General features: G+C 63.0%; 15 protein-coding genes. 6 read left to right on the top strand and 9 right to left on the bottom strand.

Annotation, left to right across the window (positions count from 1 at the left end; all coding sequences use genetic code 11):
* Nucleotides 1–38: 38 nt before the first annotated feature.
* Nucleotides 39–956 carry a diacylglycerol/lipid kinase family protein gene (locus AC4PTT_RS02900; RefSeq protein WP_492162069.1) on the bottom strand — a complete coding sequence of 306 codons (918 nt, stop codon included), beginning with the start codon at nucleotides 954–956 and terminating at the stop codon, nucleotides 39–41.
* A 226-nt stretch (nucleotides 957–1,182) separates the two neighbouring features.
* On the opposite strand from AC4PTT_RS02900, the gene AC4PTT_RS02905 reads away from it, so the two are divergent.
* From AC4PTT_RS02905 to AC4PTT_RS02920, 4 genes are all read left to right on the top strand, one after another.
* Nucleotides 1,183–2,259 carry a PRC-barrel domain-containing protein gene (locus AC4PTT_RS02905; RefSeq protein ID WP_206548449.1) on the top strand — a complete coding sequence of 359 codons (1,077 nt, stop codon included), beginning with the start codon at nucleotides 1,183–1,185 and terminating at the stop codon, nucleotides 2,257–2,259.
* Nucleotides 2,260–2,431: 172 nt separating this feature from the next.
* Nucleotides 2,432–3,364 (top strand): ring-cleaving dioxygenase, encoded by a 933-nt coding sequence (locus AC4PTT_RS02910; RefSeq protein WP_206546060.1) that lies wholly within the window; start codon nucleotides 2,432–2,434, stop codon nucleotides 3,362–3,364.
* Nucleotides 3,365–3,367: 3 nt separating this feature from the next.
* On the top strand, nucleotides 3,368–4,000 hold the full coding sequence (locus AC4PTT_RS02915; protein ID WP_206548448.1) for an alpha/beta hydrolase: 633 nt from the start codon (nucleotides 3,368–3,370) through the stop codon (nucleotides 3,998–4,000).
* Nucleotides 3,997–4,290 (top strand): GNAT family N-acetyltransferase, encoded by a 294-nt coding sequence (locus tag AC4PTT_RS02920; RefSeq protein ID WP_113153356.1) that lies wholly within the window; start codon nucleotides 3,997–3,999, stop codon nucleotides 4,288–4,290. The genes AC4PTT_RS02915 and AC4PTT_RS02920 overlap by 4 nt, the downstream gene beginning before the upstream one ends.
* 46 nt (nucleotides 4,291–4,336) lie before the next feature.
* Here AC4PTT_RS02920 and AC4PTT_RS02925 read toward each other — a convergent pair whose 3' ends face one another.
* The 5 genes from AC4PTT_RS02925 to ectA form a co-directional block, all read right to left on the bottom strand.
* Entirely contained in the window at nucleotides 4,337–5,821 is a 1,485-nt protein-coding gene (locus tag AC4PTT_RS02925) for an aspartate kinase (RefSeq protein ID WP_492162070.1), read from the bottom strand.
* 21 nt (nucleotides 5,822–5,842) lie between these two features.
* Nucleotides 5,843–6,787, bottom strand: a complete 945-nt coding sequence (thpD, locus tag AC4PTT_RS02930) for an ectoine hydroxylase (RefSeq protein WP_492162071.1) — start codon at nucleotides 6,785–6,787, stop codon at nucleotides 5,843–5,845.
* A 96-nt stretch (nucleotides 6,788–6,883) separates the two neighbouring features.
* Nucleotides 6,884–7,276, bottom strand: coding sequence for an ectoine synthase (locus AC4PTT_RS02935; protein WP_113153354.1), 393 nt, complete (start codon nucleotides 7,274–7,276; stop codon nucleotides 6,884–6,886).
* Nucleotides 7,277–7,281: 5 nt separating this feature from the next.
* Entirely contained in the window at nucleotides 7,282–8,571 is a 1,290-nt protein-coding gene (gene ectB / locus AC4PTT_RS02940; protein ID WP_206553952.1) for a diaminobutyrate--2-oxoglutarate transaminase, read from the bottom strand.
* 78 nt (nucleotides 8,572–8,649) lie between these two features.
* Nucleotides 8,650–9,252: a diaminobutyrate acetyltransferase gene (gene ectA / locus AC4PTT_RS02945; protein WP_492162072.1), complete on the bottom strand. Its 603-nt coding sequence runs from the start codon at nucleotides 9,250–9,252 to the stop codon at nucleotides 8,650–8,652.
* Nucleotides 9,253–9,474: 222 nt separating this feature from the next.
* Here ectA and AC4PTT_RS02950 point away from each other — a divergent pair, with 222 nt between their 5' ends.
* Nucleotides 9,475–9,951 (top strand): MarR family winged helix-turn-helix transcriptional regulator, encoded by a 477-nt coding sequence (locus AC4PTT_RS02950; RefSeq protein ID WP_113153351.1) that lies wholly within the window; start codon nucleotides 9,475–9,477, stop codon nucleotides 9,949–9,951.
* A 25-nt stretch (nucleotides 9,952–9,976) separates the two neighbouring features.
* Nucleotides 9,977–10,570 carry a hypothetical protein gene (locus AC4PTT_RS02955; protein ID WP_492162073.1) on the top strand — a complete coding sequence of 198 codons (594 nt, stop codon included), beginning with the start codon at nucleotides 9,977–9,979 and terminating at the stop codon, nucleotides 10,568–10,570.
* A gap of 13 nt (nucleotides 10,571–10,583) precedes the next feature.
* On the opposite strand, the gene AC4PTT_RS02960 is transcribed toward AC4PTT_RS02955, so the two are convergent.
* The 3 genes from AC4PTT_RS02960 to AC4PTT_RS02970 all read right to left on the bottom strand — a co-directional run bounded on the left by AC4PTT_RS02960 (nucleotide 10,584) and on the right by AC4PTT_RS02970 (nucleotide 14,111).
* Nucleotides 10,584–12,599, bottom strand: coding sequence for a DUF4139 domain-containing protein (locus tag AC4PTT_RS02960; RefSeq protein WP_492162074.1), 2,016 nt, complete (start codon nucleotides 12,597–12,599; stop codon nucleotides 10,584–10,586).
* A 127-nt stretch (nucleotides 12,600–12,726) separates the two neighbouring features.
* Nucleotides 12,727–13,461 (bottom strand): amino acid ABC transporter ATP-binding protein, encoded by a 735-nt coding sequence (locus tag AC4PTT_RS02965; protein ID WP_206994967.1) that lies wholly within the window; start codon nucleotides 13,459–13,461, stop codon nucleotides 12,727–12,729.
* A complete protein-coding gene (locus AC4PTT_RS02970; RefSeq protein ID WP_206546067.1) occupies nucleotides 13,458–14,111 on the bottom strand; it encodes an amino acid ABC transporter permease in 654 nt (217 codons plus the stop codon). Before AC4PTT_RS02970 ends, AC4PTT_RS02965 begins: the two co-directional genes overlap by 4 nt.
* Nucleotides 14,112–14,187 lie beyond the last annotated feature (76 nt).

The raw sequence follows: 14,187 nt of genomic DNA on the forward strand, positions 1-14,187 counted from the left end.
TCTGCGCCTGTGTGTTTCTGGAATTGCGCCTAGAAGGGTCAAAGCCTCTGGTCGGCCGGCCGGGGCATTACCACGCGGAGCGCGCCCGGATGCAGCCTGATGCGGGTCTCGCGCTGCAAAGGCCGCAACTCGCCATCGATGGCGCATTTGAAGCGTCGCCTTCGCGAGCAGATGCGCACGGTCACTTCCGTCGCCTCGTGAATTTCCATCTGTTCGTTCTGCCGCCAGCGACCGATCCCCATGTTCAGAAGCCAGAGGATCAGTTTGCTGCGGGTGCGGGCATGGGTGATGTAGACGCCCAGCTGCCCGCCATCGGGCTGGTCGGTGAAGGGAAGGCGCTGGCCTTCTGCATAGAGATTGTTGGTGATCGCCAGGTTTGACGTGGTGGTGCGGACTTTCGTTTCCGAGAGCTCCAGCTCCACGTCCAGTTTGGGCGGGCGGATCATCGTCGCCATCGCGGCGCGCACCGAGGCAAATATCTTGCCGATCCGCGAGCGAAAGGTCATCCGTTCGCGCAGCCGGATCAGTTTCGGATGCATGCCGATGGAAAGTTGATGCACGAAATAGTGTCCGTCGGCATCGGCGATGTCGACATTTTTGATGTCGCCATGGGCGAGCGCTTCCATCGCCATGCGCAGATCCTGCGGTATGGCGAGGCTGCGCGCAAAGAGGTTCATCGTGCCTGCGGGAAGAATGGCGAGCGCCTTGTCGGAATGGGCAAGCAGGCCCGCCGCCAGCGAGATGGTGCCATCACCGCCGCCGGCCAGAATGATGTCCGCCGTCTCGTCGCGCGCGGCATCTTCCATGGTTGCGACGAGTTCGTCGCCCCTGCAAAGGCTGATGTCCATGGTATGGCCAGCCGCCTCGAAGATGCCCTTCATCTCGCGCGCCAGCGCTTCGGTATCAAGGCTGCGGAGGGTTCCCCCATTGCAGTTTAGGACAGCCAGAACATGCATTGGAGGGTTCCCTGAGGTTTTGCTGCGCGATTGTGTTGTGCTCGACCGTTAAGGAGCGGCTGGTCGAAAGGTTCCCGGGCAAAGTTTGGCAATGCGTTCGGAAAAACGCGGAACAAGAATGAGGGCGGCGCGTTTTAAGGGTGCAAACGGCCACGCACCGATCCTCCCTGGCAAGTTCGGTTCGGAGCGCGGCCTGTACAGAAACACTGCACACGGAGAGCTTATCATGTTCCGCAACCTTTTGGCGACCACTGCAATTGCAACGCTTGTCGCGACCGGTGCGGTCGCTCAGACATCCACGGCCCCCGCAACCGGCGCACCGGCTGCGGCCCCCACCGAGCAGCCCACTGAAATGGTGGTGCGCGCCGATGGCCATCTGGCCACCGATCTGATCGGCAAGTCGGTCTATAATGGCGCCGGCGAAGATGCCGAGAACATCGGCAAGGTGACCGATCTGGTTCTCGATGAGAATGGCGACGTCACCACGCTGGTTGTCGGCGTTGGCGGCTTCCTGGGCATTGGCCAGAAGGAAGTTGCGCTCGAATATGAGATGGCCGAGTGGGCCGAGCAGGATGGCGACCGCTGGCTGGTGATCGAAACCAGCGCCGACGCTCTGAAGGCGCAGGAAGAGTTTGACCGTTCGGCCTATCGTCCGATGCCGGCAGACGCCGATGTGTCGATGACCAAGCCTGCCTCCAAGGATGATCTGGCCAATGCGCCGGTCGAGAGCGAGGAAGGCGCTGGCGAAACCGCCATGGCTCCGGCGTCCGACACGACTACAGACGCTATGGGCGATGCGGCGAGCGGCGACGGCATGGCGGCTGCCCCCGCCCCGGATGCTTCCGGCTCTGACGACCAGATGGCAGGCACGGAAGCCCCGGCCGCCGGTATGGACGAGACCGCACAGGCTCCGGACGCTGAAGCGCCGATGACCGACGACACGATGACCTCGGCCATCGACCGTTCGAGCCTTGACGAGATGCCGACCGACCAGATCAGCACCGAGCAGCTGACCGGCACCACGGTCTACGGCGCGAATGAGGAGAACATTGGCGAGATCGGTGACGTGATCGTCACGCAGGATGGTCAGGTCGACGCCATCATCGTCGATGTCGGCGGCTTCCTGGGCATTGGCGAGAAAGAGGTCGCCATTGGCATGGACAATCTCGCCTTCATGACCGACGGCAGCGGCTCGTTCTATCTCTACACCGAGTTCACGCAGGAAGAGCTCGAGCAGCAGCCGGCCTATGACGAGGCGGTCTATGGCGAGCAGCGTGACGATATGCGGATGCAGGTTCAGTAATCTGCGCGTACCGCATCGATAAAGGAGCCCCGCGCCAAGCGCGGGGCTCTTTGTTTATGCAGCGTTGACAATGCGTCTTCCCGTCATCGCTTTCATGGACGCTCACGCATCGCCATCTTGGTGCTACACTCAGCCGTGGAGACGTTGCGGCAAACTCAAAAAGGGATTTGTCATGCTTACCCAGATCGAAGGCATTCACCACATCACATCCATGGCGCGGGATGCGCAAGAAACCGACCGCTTCATCACCGGAACGCTCGGCCTGCGCCGCGTCAAGAAGACGGTCAATTTCGACGCGCCGGATGTCTATCATCTCTATTACGCCAATGGCGTTGGCGCGCCGGGCACCGTGATGACCTATTTCCCGTTCCCCAACATCGTGGCGGGCAGCCGCGGCGCTGGCGAGGTGGGAACAACCGTCTACGCCGTGCCCGAGGGCAGTCTCGATTACTGGACGAAACGTTTCGATGAGCACAATGTCACCGGCGTTGCGCGCGAAACCCGCTTCGGCGAAACGCGTCTGCGCTTCGACGGCATCGATGGCGATGGTTTCGCGCTGGTGGAGACGAAGGATGATGCGCGCGCGCCGTGGGACGGTGCGGGCATTGACGCGGATGTCGCGATCCGCGGTTTTCACTCGGCATCGCTCGTCTTGCGCGATAACGGCGGCTCGAAGGCGCTTCTGTCGCTGATGGGCTACACGCCGGTTGCCGAAGATGGCGGCATCCTGCGCATGAAGCGCGAGGGCGGCAATGGAGCGGATCTGATCGATCTGGAAACCAGCCCCGATGCGCCGGTTGCGCGACAGGGCGCGGGCTCCGTGCATCACATTGCCTTTGCCGTCGCAGACGATCCGGCCGAGCTTGCCGTGCGCGCGGCGCTGGAGGCCGAGGGCTTCCGGGTCACGCCGGTGATCGACCGCGACTATTTTCATTCGATCTATTTCCGTGCGCCGGGCGGCGTCCTGTTCGAGATCGCGACCAATGTGCCGGGCTTCGACAATGACGAGGACATGGCGCATCTGGGCGAGGCGCTGAAACTGCCGAAACAGCATGCGCATCTGCGCGCACAGCTCGAAAAGGCATTGCCGGAAATCGGAGGCTGATCGATGGCAGTCGACAATTATGTGCATCACCTGGCCTCTGTGGGGCCGGGCAAGCCGCTCCTGTTCCTGTTTCATGGAACAGGCGGCGACGAGCGTCAGCTCCTGCAGCTGGGTGCGGAGCTGGCGCCCGGCGCCGGTCTGGTGTCGCCGCGTGGCGATGTGAACGAACAGGGCGCGGCGCGCTTCTTTCGCCGCACCGGCGAGGGCGTCTACGACATGGACGACCTCGCCCGCGCCACCGGACGCATGCGGGATTTCGTGGCGGCCCATGTGGAGCGCGAAAAGCCGAGCGCCGTTCTGGGGCTCGGTTATTCCAATGGCGCAAACATTCTGGCGTCGGTCGCTTTCGCTGCACCGCAGCTTTTCGATGCGGCGGTGCTCATGCATCCGCTCATCCCCTTCGAGCCCGACTGGGGTGAGGGCGCGGTGATGACGCGTTTTCTCGTTACCGCCGGGCGGCATGATCCCATCTGCCCGGAAAAGCTTACGGCGCGCCTGTTGAGCTATCTGGAGGCGGCTGGCGCTGACACGCAGATCGAATGGCACACGGGCGGGCACGAGCTGCGGCCCGGCGAAGTCACGGCGGCAGGCCGGTTTCTTGCGCCGTTCCTCGCGCGTGGAAAGGATGAGGCATGAGCGACATCGGGCCGATCATGCTGGAGGAAGAAGGCAGCAAGGGACGCTATGTCTATCGTGCGGAAGGCCATGAGGCCGAGATGACCTTTTCGAAGGTCGGAACGAGCCAGATCATCATTGATCACACCGGCGTTCCCGACGCTTTTCGCGGGCAGGGTGTGGGGCTCGCGCTGGTGACGCGCGCCGTTGAGGACGCGCGCCGCAATGGCGTGAAGGTGAGACCGCTCTGCCCCTTTGCCGCGGCCCAGTTTCGCCGGCATCCCGAATGGAGCGACGTTCTGGCCCGCTGAAGGGGATGGGGCAGGCGGGCTTGGGTGACGTTGAAGGAAGCGACGCTCAGGCCGCTGCCTTCAACGTCTCCTCCCCCTCTTCGATGAAGGCCCGGTGCAGCGTCTTGACGGCTTTTTCCAGGTCTTCACTGCGCACGAGGAACTGCACATCCACACCGCGTCCCGTCTCCTGCGAGGCGAGTGGTTCGACGCCCGTTTCATCCAGCGCCTTGAGGCCCTCCAGCATAACGCCAAGCCCGGTCAGGTCGCGGCCGATCACGGACACCATGCCGGCGCGGCGCGCCGTGATGCGGGCGGCGGGATAACGCTCGGCAAGATCGCGCTCGACGCGACGAACCGATTTCAGCGTCGCTTCCAGATGGTGCACGATGGAATTGGCGTTCGAGCTTTTCGACACGATGCGCACCTTGTGGCGCGTCAGCGATTCGAGGATCGCCGCGTCGTATCCCTTCACGCCCACCATGTCCTGCTCGAACAGTTCGAGCGAGGTGACGGGCAGGCCGGTGACCATCTCGACGCCGGCGGCGGTGGCCGGTTCCGCGTCGATCAGCGTGCCGGGATCCTCCGGCTCGAAGGCGTTTGCGACGCGCAGCGGCACGCCGGCCTGGCGCAGCTTCTTCGCGGCCTTCGGGTGGATCGCTTCCATGCCCATATTGGAGAGCTGGTCGGCGACGTCATAATTGGTGCGGCCGATCTTGCGCACATTCTCCGTGCCGACAAGGCGCGGGTCGGCGCTCGAAAGGTGGAATTCCTTGTGAATGATCGCCTCACGCGCGCTGGTCAGCGCGGCGATGGTGGCGAATGTCACTTCCGAATAGCCCCGGTCGAACTCGCGCATCAGGCCCTCGCGGCACTGGGCGTAGCCGGTGACGATGGGCAGTTCGCGCGTCAGGTCGATTTCGTCGAAAGCCTGCTCGATGCGCTCATTGAGGCTTGGCTGCGTTTCGTCACGCCAGCCGGTCAGGTCGATGAAGCGCGCATTGACGCCCTCGCGGCGCAGAAGCAGGGCCAGATTGTTGGCCGAGTGCGCCTCGCCAAGGGCGGACAGAAGTTCGCGGATCGTCTGCATGTGCTCGCCGAGCTGGAAGTGCCCGTAGGAGCAGAGACGCTGCAGGTCGATCAGGCAGCCGCGTGCGCCCTCGATGCGCTCGCGCACGAAGTCGTCGGATGCGTGGCGGTCGGCGGCCTCATCGAACATCTTCTCGTTGATGGCGTACATGGCGCGGCTCACCGCGCTCAGCGCCTCCATCCAGCCATGCTCATTGTCGGCGTGGGAGAACAGCGCGTAGACGCCGGGCTCGCCCGACTTCTTGTGCTCCAGCAGCTTGTCGGTGATGCCGCCGAAGGCGGACACCACGAACACGCGGTTGTAGAGCGCGTCCTCGCGGCGTTTGCCGATGAGGATCGTGTCGAGCAGTTCGCGGGCACGGCTCATTGAGGTGCCGCCGATCTTCTCTACGGTGTGGTCGCCAAGCGGTTGCCGGTTGGTACGGCCGTTATCGGCCGCACCCTCGTTTTGTCGGTCAGTCATGATGTCCAATGTTTCTTTGGCTTACGCCAGTTTCCCGGTCTGAATGGCCACGGGGTTGGGTTCGCCACGGTCGGCGAGGAAGTCTGGTCGCGCCTTGCCGGCTCCGAAGGGCCGTTGCAGCCGGTTCGACATGGCGTTGAACACGAAGAACGCGTTGGAACGGGCAAACGGCGTGATGTTGCCGTTGGAGCCATGCATCGTGTTGCAATCGAACAGAACCAGCGTGCCGGCCTTGCCGGTGGCTGCGGTTACGCCGTGCTCTTTGGCGAGGCTGGTCAGCGCCTCATGCGAAGGGACGCCCACTTCCTGCTTTTTCAGCGAGGATTTGTGGTTGTCTTCGGGCGTTTTGCCGGCGCAGGCGATGAAATGTTTGTGCGAGCCCGGCATCAGCATGAGCGGGCCGTTGAGGGCGTCGTTGTCGGTCAGGAGAAGCGAGGCGGACACGGCGCGCATGCGCGGCATGCCGTCTTCCGCATGCCAGGTCTCGAAATCCGAATGCCAGTAGAATTCCTTGCCGGTGAAACCCGGTTTGTAGTTCAGGCGCGACTGGTGAATATAGACCTCGTCACCGAGAAGAAAGCGCGCAATGCCGGCAATGCGGCGGTCGCTGGCGAGACGGTGAAAAAGAGGGCTCTGCTCCGGAAGCTTGAAGATGGTGCGCACTTCGCTGGAGCCGGGTTCGGTAATGACGCTGTCATCCATCAGCGCGCGCTCGCCGCCGCGCAGGGCTGCGGATTCGGCTTTCAGCGCCTCCACTTCCTGCGGCGTGAAGAGGTCCTTCAGAACAAGAAAGCCGTCACGGTCGAACTGGTCGGCCTGCTGTGCGGTGAGCGGCGCGTCGGGTCGCCACTGGCTCCATACGGTTCTGTCCTGGCGCGGCAGCCAATGCTCTCTCGGCAGCCTGCTTGGATAGGGATCCTGTCGTCGCTCGCCCTTCGGGTCACGTTCCTTTGACATCGCTGTCATGGTCGGTCTCCTTCTGTTTTCAGGGTTTTCGCCGGCGGATGCAGCGTCCGAAGCGCCGCGCCTCATGAGCGGGCGCGGCGCTTCGTCCGTATTGGATCAGGCGTCCTCCAGCGCGTAAGAGCCGTCAGCCTGGTGCACTTCATTGCCGGTGACCGGCGGGTTGAAGACGCAGGCCATGATCATCGGCTTGTCGGCGTCGGCGCGCAGAATGTGCTTGTCGTGCTTGTCGAGCGCATACATGACGCCGGGCTTGATCTGGTGCGTTTCGCCGGTGGCCAGATCCTTGATCGAACCGGTGCCGTCGACGCAATAGACGCACTCAAGGTGGTTCTTGTAATGCATGGTCAGGTCAGCGCCGGCATGGATGGTCGTGATGTGGAAGGAGAAACCCATCTCATCCGACTTCAGGAGAAGGCGGACACTGTCCCAGCCTTCCGAATGGACGTGACGTTCGGTGTTCTTCGCTTCGTTAAGGTCGCGCACGATCATGTTCGTTACTCCGCTGCAATTTTCGTATTCTGAGTTGTCTCAGCGACGGCAGACTGGAGGATGTCCAGTCCGCGCGCAAATGTGTCCTGCTCGATGGTGAGCGGGCAGAGGATCTTCACGACCTCGTCATAGGCGCCGGAGGTCTCGATGATGAGGCCGTCACGGAAACAGCGCTTGCAGATGTCGCTTGCCGTTTCGCCCGAGCCCACATCGACGCCCATCATCATGCCGCGGCCCTTCACACGGGCCTCCGGCAGGAGCGCCGCGATCTCGTTGAGGCGCTTTTCCAGATAGGCGCTGCGCTCGGCGATGGTGGCGCGGAACGCGTCGTCTGCCCAGAACTTCTCCAGCGCAACGCGCGCGGTGACGAAGGCGTGGTTGTTGCCGCGGAACGTGCCGTTGTGCTCGGCCGGGCCGAACACGTCGTATTTCGGCTTCACGAGCAGCGCTGCGAAGGGCAGGCCATAACCCGACAGCGACTTCGCCATGGTGACGATGTCCGGCGAGATGCCCATCTCCTCGAAGGAGAAGAAGTGGCCGGTGCGGCCGCAGCCCGCCTGAATGTCATCGATGATGAGCAGCGCGCCATGCGCCCTGGCGATCTCGCTGACGCGACGCACCCATTCGCGCGACGCGGCGTTCAGCCCGCCTTCGCCCTGCACGGTCTCGAACATGATGGCCGCCGGCTTGTCGACGCCGCTGGAGGGCTCCGAGAGCATGCGGTTCAGAAGATCCGCCGTGTCGATGTCGCCGCCCATCGCGCCGTCATAGGGGATGCGCGTGACGTGGTTCAGCGGCACGCCGGCACCACCGCGATGGTAGCCATTGCCGGTTGCTGCCAGCGCGCCGAGCGTGACGCCATGGAAGCCGTTGGTGAAAGAGATCACGTTCTGGCGACCGGTCGCCTTGCGGGCGATCTTCAGCGCCGCCTCGATGGCGTTTGCGCCCGTCGGGCCGGTGAACATGACGCGGTGGTCCATGTCGCGCGGACGCAGGATGATGCGCTCGAAGGCCTTCAGGAAGTCGGCCTTGGCGTCGGTGTGCATGTCGAGCCCGTGGGTCACGCCGTCACGCTCGATATGCTCGATCAGCGCGGCCTTCATGTCCGGGTCGTTGTGGCCGTAGTTCAGGGTCGAACAGCCGGCCAGAAAATCGATGTAGTCGCGCCCTTCGGCGTCGGTCAGGGTCGCGCCCTGGGCCTTGGCGAACACGCTGGGGAAGCTGCGGCAATAGCTGCGCGCTTCGGATTCGCGTCGCGTGAAAATCTGCTTGTCGTCCGTCGTAACGGTCGTCATCTGTTTTCCTTCGGATTTTTGTTCGGTCGTGCGAATTAGCAAGGGGCGAATTGGGGGAGGCAGATTGTGATGCCGCCATCAGGCGGCATCGTCGCTCCGGGCCTCGTCGGCGTTGCGCAGGGAAACCCAGTTTCCGCGCATGCCCGCAGACGCGTAGTCTGCGAATGCAATCGTCACCATATGTTCGGTGGCGTGTTTGCCGTCGAAATGCGCATCCTTGCGGAAGTAGGGCTCGTGGCTGAGTTCGCCGCCCCGGGAACGCGCAAGCGAGTTGAAAAGTCCCCAGCTCGCCTTGTTGTCGGAGGTGATCGTGGTTTTCAGCGCCCGCACATTCTCGCAGGCATCGCGCTGGAGCAGCGCGGCGAGCAGCTTCTTGCCGACGCCCTGACCCTGGACGCTCTGGTCCACGGCGACCTGCCAGACGAACAGAGTGTTGTCTTCGTCAGGCAGCAGATAGCCGGATACCCAGCCAACCAGCGCTCCGTCGCTGGTTCTTTCGGCGGCGATGCATGTGTCGCCGAAATGGTCGCACTGCAAAAGGTTGCAGTAGAGGGAATTCTCGTCGAGCGGCTCGCAGGACTGGATGAGCCGCCACACATCCGCGCCGTCTTCCTTGGCAGGCGGACGATAGACAATTTCGGGCGATCGCTTGCGTACAAGCTTGATGTCAGTGATGGCCATTGGTCTCCTCATAGCGCGCCGGATATTATGACTATCGAAGGATATTTCAACCGCCGGAATCAAAAATGGTTCCGCGTGATCTGCAAATAATTGAATTACATGGGAATTTGCAGCGAAGTTTTATTCGCTAATCAAATTATATTTTCTCTGCTATCCATGTGCTGATGGGGAGGGCGACAGAGAATCGCCGAGTGGCCACCGCGTTTTTTGGGGAATGGCGGCATGGAAGACCGTACGGAAACAAGCCTGATCGCGCTGCGGCGCATCCTGCGCGCAACCGAGCTCAACGCGCGCACGCTGGCGCGCGCCACGGGGCTGACCACGCCGCAGCTCATCGTTCTTGAAATCGTCGTGGCCGCCGGTCGCGCCACGCCCAAGGACATTGCCGGCAAGGCCGGTGTCGGGCAGGCCACCGCCACATCGCTGGTGGACAAGCTGGAGGCCCGCAAGCTGGTGACGCGCACGCGCAGCGAGCGCGACAAGCGCGTCGTTTGGGTGGCGCCGACGGAGGAGGGCAAGGCTCTTCTTTCAGCCGCGCCCGACCCGCTCCAGAAGACTTTTTCCGAGCAGTTTCAGGCCCTGCCCGACTGGGAGCAGGGCATGATCGTTGCCGCGCTGGAACGCGTCGGCGCAATGCTCAACGCAGGCGCGCTGGACGCCGCGCCGCTGCTGGATGTCGGGGCGGTGGATCGCAAATAGAGGAAGTGACATGACTGGAGGTTCAATGCAGCGCGAATGGGTGTCGGACATCCTCGAAAGTCTGCCGTCTCTCATTTTCATTACGCTCTGGCGTAGCGGTTTCGATCAGGAACTGACCGGTTGGATCGGCGTGGCGCTAGCTGCCTGTGTACTTATCGGGTTTCGCGCCTGTCGTCTTCGCTTTCACCCTGTTCTCCTCGGCATCAATATCCACCTTCTCATAATCACGCCGCTCATTATCGGTCTTTACGAGATCGGGCTGCCGGTCTGGAGTGACGCTATTCTGGAAGTTGCGTATCGTGGCGTCTTGATCTCGGTCTTTTTGACCGGGTTTGTGCTGACGTTCACACGTGCGGGCTTCATTGGTGTCGACGGGGTGTCAAAAGGCCTTCGACCCTACTCGTTCGCGCTTTTGTTTGCGTCTGCGCTGGCGATAGTCTGGTCATTCTTCGTGGTGGATGGCGGGCCGCTCACGACGATAGCACTGCCGGTCATGGCGCTTTTCGGATTGCGTCGCTTCCTGATTGCGCGTCTTGTTGATCGCAATGGTGAGAGCAATCTTCTGGTTCCCGTTGGAGCCGGCGTGGCGTTTGGAGCCGGCTCCGTGGAAGACGTATAATTCAGCCGCCCAATCAAAGCTTGGCGATGAAATCCCGCATGTCTTTTTCAAGGCGCTGGAGCTCTGCTTCCGCGTCGCTTCTCCTGTCGGAAAGCCCGGCGATGCGGTTTTCCTGCTCTTCCAGCATGCGCATGTAGCGCTGGCCGAGCGCGCTTTCGCCGGGAACCGAGCCGAGATTGTCGCGGATGCGGGCCTGATCGCCGGTCGTGCGCTCCAGCTCGCGCTGGATGCTCTCCACCTTGCGCTCCGCCGTTGCGGCCTCACGCTTCATGGCTGCAAGCGTCCTGAGCCGCTCTGTCGTCGTCGTGTCGGCTGCCGTTCCCGCCCAGACATAGACGGCGTCCGCGCTGGCGTCGAAGAGGGCAAAACTCTCCGTGCGGCTGCGTTCCATCACGGCTTTCACGCTGGCCTTGCCGCCGGCGTCCACCTTGGCGCGCAGGCGATAATGCGACGGCGTGGCGCTGTCGAGGGCGGTCGAGGCCATCTTCCAGCCGTCGCGGCGCGGGTGCTCGATCAGGATCGTGCGCGGCGCGTCCGGTGCACCCTTGATCGCATAGCTGGTGGTGATCCGCGATACGGTGGTCGTGTGCAGCGTGCCATCGACGATGGAGACCTCGCTCACGCGTTCGTCCGGATTGGTCTCCGTTGCGATCTCGACCTTGCGGTCGCTGGCAAAGCTCGCCATGCGGCTTTCACCGGCAGGAATGCCCGTGAGCTGCGCATCGCCCACATAGCCGCTCGCCGTGTCGTAGACGGTGACAATGCCGGGCGGCAGGCTCGCTTCCGTATCGTTGCTCAGGAACACGGCTGCAACGGGGTGGATGCTGCGGCCCTCCGGCTGGAAGAGCGAGACGCGCTCGGCGCGGATTTCCGCATCCACGAAGGGCACGGAGAGGCTTTTCCCCGCGGCAAGATCGATGGCGTTCGGCAGGCGATAGGTGGCGCTGGTTTCGCCCTCGCGCGGCAGGCTGCGGTCGGTCGGTTCCGAAGGCATGGGCATTGCCATGTCGGCCATCATGGCCGGCGCGGGTGCTGCGCCAAAGGCGCGCTTGCGCAGCGGCATTGCGTCCATCTCGGACATTTCGATGGCGCTGGCATCGTCCGGGCGGGGTGGCGCGGCGTTGCCCACGGCGACGGGGATCTCCGGTCGCTCGTTCCAGTAACGCTGGTGCAGGCGCTGTGCGAGCGTCACGGGCGCGCCGGACGAGAGCGTCAGGCCGATACCTCTCCAGTCCTCGCCAGTGGCGTTTTCGATCACCGCCCAGGCCTGCAGGCGCGCCTTTTCACCTTCGCCTGAAACAAGCCGATAGGCGGATTTCCAGACCGGTGCGGGCACCACATAGGAAAGCGTGATGTCGCGCGCGCCGGTTCCTGTCAGGTCGACTGCCACGGAGCGGATCGTGTCGGTGCGGCCGCGCCCGCTCACCTTTGCGGCCTGGCGCAGCTTCTCGCGCATCGCCTCGTCGCGAATGTCGAGCTCGGTGTCTGTGCCAAGCTTCAGCATCTCCACCGTGCCGGCATCCGTCATGACAGAGAGAACGCGCTCGGTGCGTGGTGCTGTTTCGCTGCCGGCCTGTTGCGTGTCGACGCCCAGGATCATGCCTTCCACCGTGCGCCCGCCGGATGTGGCGCGCACGGCAACGCCCTGAAGCGCGGCGGCCAGCGCCGGCACGGAGCCCATTTCGCTGGCGTTGAAGGGCAGGCGACGGAATGTTTCCTCGACGGGGGAGAGACCGTCCAGCGTCACCGCATCGATTGTGCCCGACGGGTCGCGGACCACGAGACTTTTCAGAAAATCGTCCACCTGGTCGAGCGGGATTTCGATGCGCAGCGTGCCGTTGCCATCAATCCGGGCCGTGCGCCGGATCTCGGCCAGACCGCCGGAGGAGAGCGTGATCGCTTCGATTCGCCCGCTGTCAGCCACCTCGGCAAAGGCCGGCTGAGCGGCTGATGCAAAGGCGAAACACGCGCCGAACAGGGCGGCGCGTGCGATCTCGCGGGTCACATTCTGGGGTTTCTTCGAGGTCACGGTCCGTCTCCACGCTGCCTGATTTTGTCAGGGAAGGTCTCAAAACGAGATCTCGATAGCAACGCAAATGGATCGGATCGTGGCGCGGATGGGAAAAATGTCTCCCATCCGCTCAGGATAGCTGTCGTCAGATCAGCGGATTGAGCACCCGCTTGAGGAAGCTCTGGGTGCGCGGCTCCTGCGGATTGCGCAGCACCTCTTCCGCAGAGCCCTGTTCGACGATCACGCCACCCTCGAGGAACAGCACCCGGTCCGCCACCTCGCGGGCGAAGCCCATCTCATGGGTGACGACAACCATCGTCATGCCTTCCTCGGCCACCTGGCGCATCACGCTGAGCACGTCGCCCACCAGTTCGGGGTCGAGCGCCGATGTCGGTTCATCGAACAGGATCGCCTCGGGCTGCATGGCGAGCGCCCGGGCAATGGCCACACGCTGCTGCTGTCCGCCCGAAAGATTGCCGGGATAGCTCTCCATCTTGTCTTCGAGGCCGACCTTCTTCAGGTAGCCGGCGGCCATCTCGCGGGCTTCCGCGCGGGACATGCCCTTCACGTAAACCGGCCCTTCCATCACGTTCTCGATGGCCGTGCGGTGGGGGAAGAGATTGAAGCGCTGAAACACCATGGAGACCCGCTGGCGGATCGCCTTGATGGATTTGTCCTCGGGGTCGACGCGTTGCCCGTCGATCCGGATGTCGCCTTTCTGGTAGGTCTCCAGCCCGTTGAGGCAGCGCAGGATGGTGGATTTGCCAGAACCCGACGGGCCGATGATGCAGACGACTTCACCCGGCTCGACATCGAAGCTGATGCCGCGGATGACCTCGACCGGGCCGTAGCTCTTGTGGATGTCCCTGACCTCAATCATGCGTTTTTGTACCTCTTCTCAAGCTGGCGGGCGAGGTAGGTGAGGGGCAGCGCCATCACCAGATACATGAGCGCAACCAGCGTAAAGACAGTCATGTTGTCGAAGGTCGACGAGGCGATGAGCTGGCCCTGACGGGTCAGTTCGGCCACGGTGATCGTCGACACCAGCGAGCTGTCCTTCAGCATCATGATCATCGTGTTGCCATAGGGCGGCAGGGCGATGCGGAAGGCCTGCGGAAGGATCACGCGGCGCATGATCAGATTGTCGCTCATGCCGATGGACTGGGCGGCCTCGATCTGCCCCCGGTCGATGGCTTCGATGCCGGCCCGGAAATTCTCTGCCTGATAGGCGGAATAGGCGATGCCCATGCCGATCACGCCGGCCTGAAAGGCCGTCAGGTTGATGCCGATATCGGGCATCACGAAATAGATGTAGAAAAGCTGGACGATGATCGGAATGCCGCGAATGACCGTGATGAAGGTCCGGCTGATCATCTGGAATGCGCGCACCTTGGTCCAGCCCAGAATGGCCCAGAAGAGCCCCAGAACCGTGCTGACGAGCAGGGACAGAACGGTGACCGCAATGGTGACCCAGACACCTTCCATCAGGACTGGCAGATAGTCAGCGGCACGTGAGAGAGCCTCGGACATGGTATTTCCTGCGTAATGTTCGAAGAAACGGATGGCGCGGGAGACGGGCTCCCGCGCCGTTCAGATCAATTGCCCT

Source organism: Nitratireductor sp. WH36-1, assembly GCF_058725515.1.

Excerpts from the sequence above, each read along its gene's own strand:
- AC4PTT_RS02900 (WP_492162069.1), bottom strand. The coding sequence starts at position 956 with ATGCATGTTCTGGCTGTCCTAAACTGCAATGGGGGAACCCTCCGCAGC.
- AC4PTT_RS02905 (WP_206548449.1), top strand. The coding sequence starts at position 1,183 with ATGTTCCGCAACCTTTTGGCGACCACTGCAATTGCAACGCTTGTCGCG.
- AC4PTT_RS02910 (WP_206546060.1), top strand. The coding sequence starts at position 2,432 with ATGCTTACCCAGATCGAAGGCATTCACCACATCACATCCATGGCGCGG.
- AC4PTT_RS02915 (WP_206548448.1), top strand. The coding sequence starts at position 3,368 with ATGGCAGTCGACAATTATGTGCATCACCTGGCCTCTGTGGGGCCGGGC.
- AC4PTT_RS02920 (WP_113153356.1), top strand. The coding sequence starts at position 3,997 with ATGAGCGACATCGGGCCGATCATGCTGGAGGAAGAAGGCAGCAAGGGA.
- AC4PTT_RS02925 (WP_492162070.1), bottom strand. The coding sequence starts at position 5,821 with ATGACTGACCGACAAAACGAGGGTGCGGCCGATAACGGCCGTACCAAC.
- thpD (WP_492162071.1), bottom strand. The coding sequence starts at position 6,787 with ATGACAGCGATGTCAAAGGAACGTGACCCGAAGGGCGAGCGACGACAG.
- AC4PTT_RS02935 (WP_113153354.1), bottom strand. The coding sequence starts at position 7,276 with ATGATCGTGCGCGACCTTAACGAAGCGAAGAACACCGAACGTCACGTC.
- ectB (WP_206553952.1), bottom strand. The coding sequence starts at position 8,571 with ATGACGACCGTTACGACGGACGACAAGCAGATTTTCACGCGACGCGAA.
- ectA (WP_492162072.1), bottom strand. The coding sequence starts at position 9,252 with ATGGCCATCACTGACATCAAGCTTGTACGCAAGCGATCGCCCGAAATT.
- AC4PTT_RS02950 (WP_113153351.1), top strand. The coding sequence starts at position 9,475 with ATGGAAGACCGTACGGAAACAAGCCTGATCGCGCTGCGGCGCATCCTG.
- AC4PTT_RS02955 (WP_492162073.1), top strand. The coding sequence starts at position 9,977 with ATGCAGCGCGAATGGGTGTCGGACATCCTCGAAAGTCTGCCGTCTCTC.
- AC4PTT_RS02965 (WP_206994967.1), bottom strand. The coding sequence starts at position 13,461 with ATGATTGAGGTCAGGGACATCCACAAGAGCTACGGCCCGGTCGAGGTC.
- AC4PTT_RS02970 (WP_206546067.1), bottom strand. The coding sequence starts at position 14,111 with ATGTCCGAGGCTCTCTCACGTGCCGCTGACTATCTGCCAGTCCTGATG.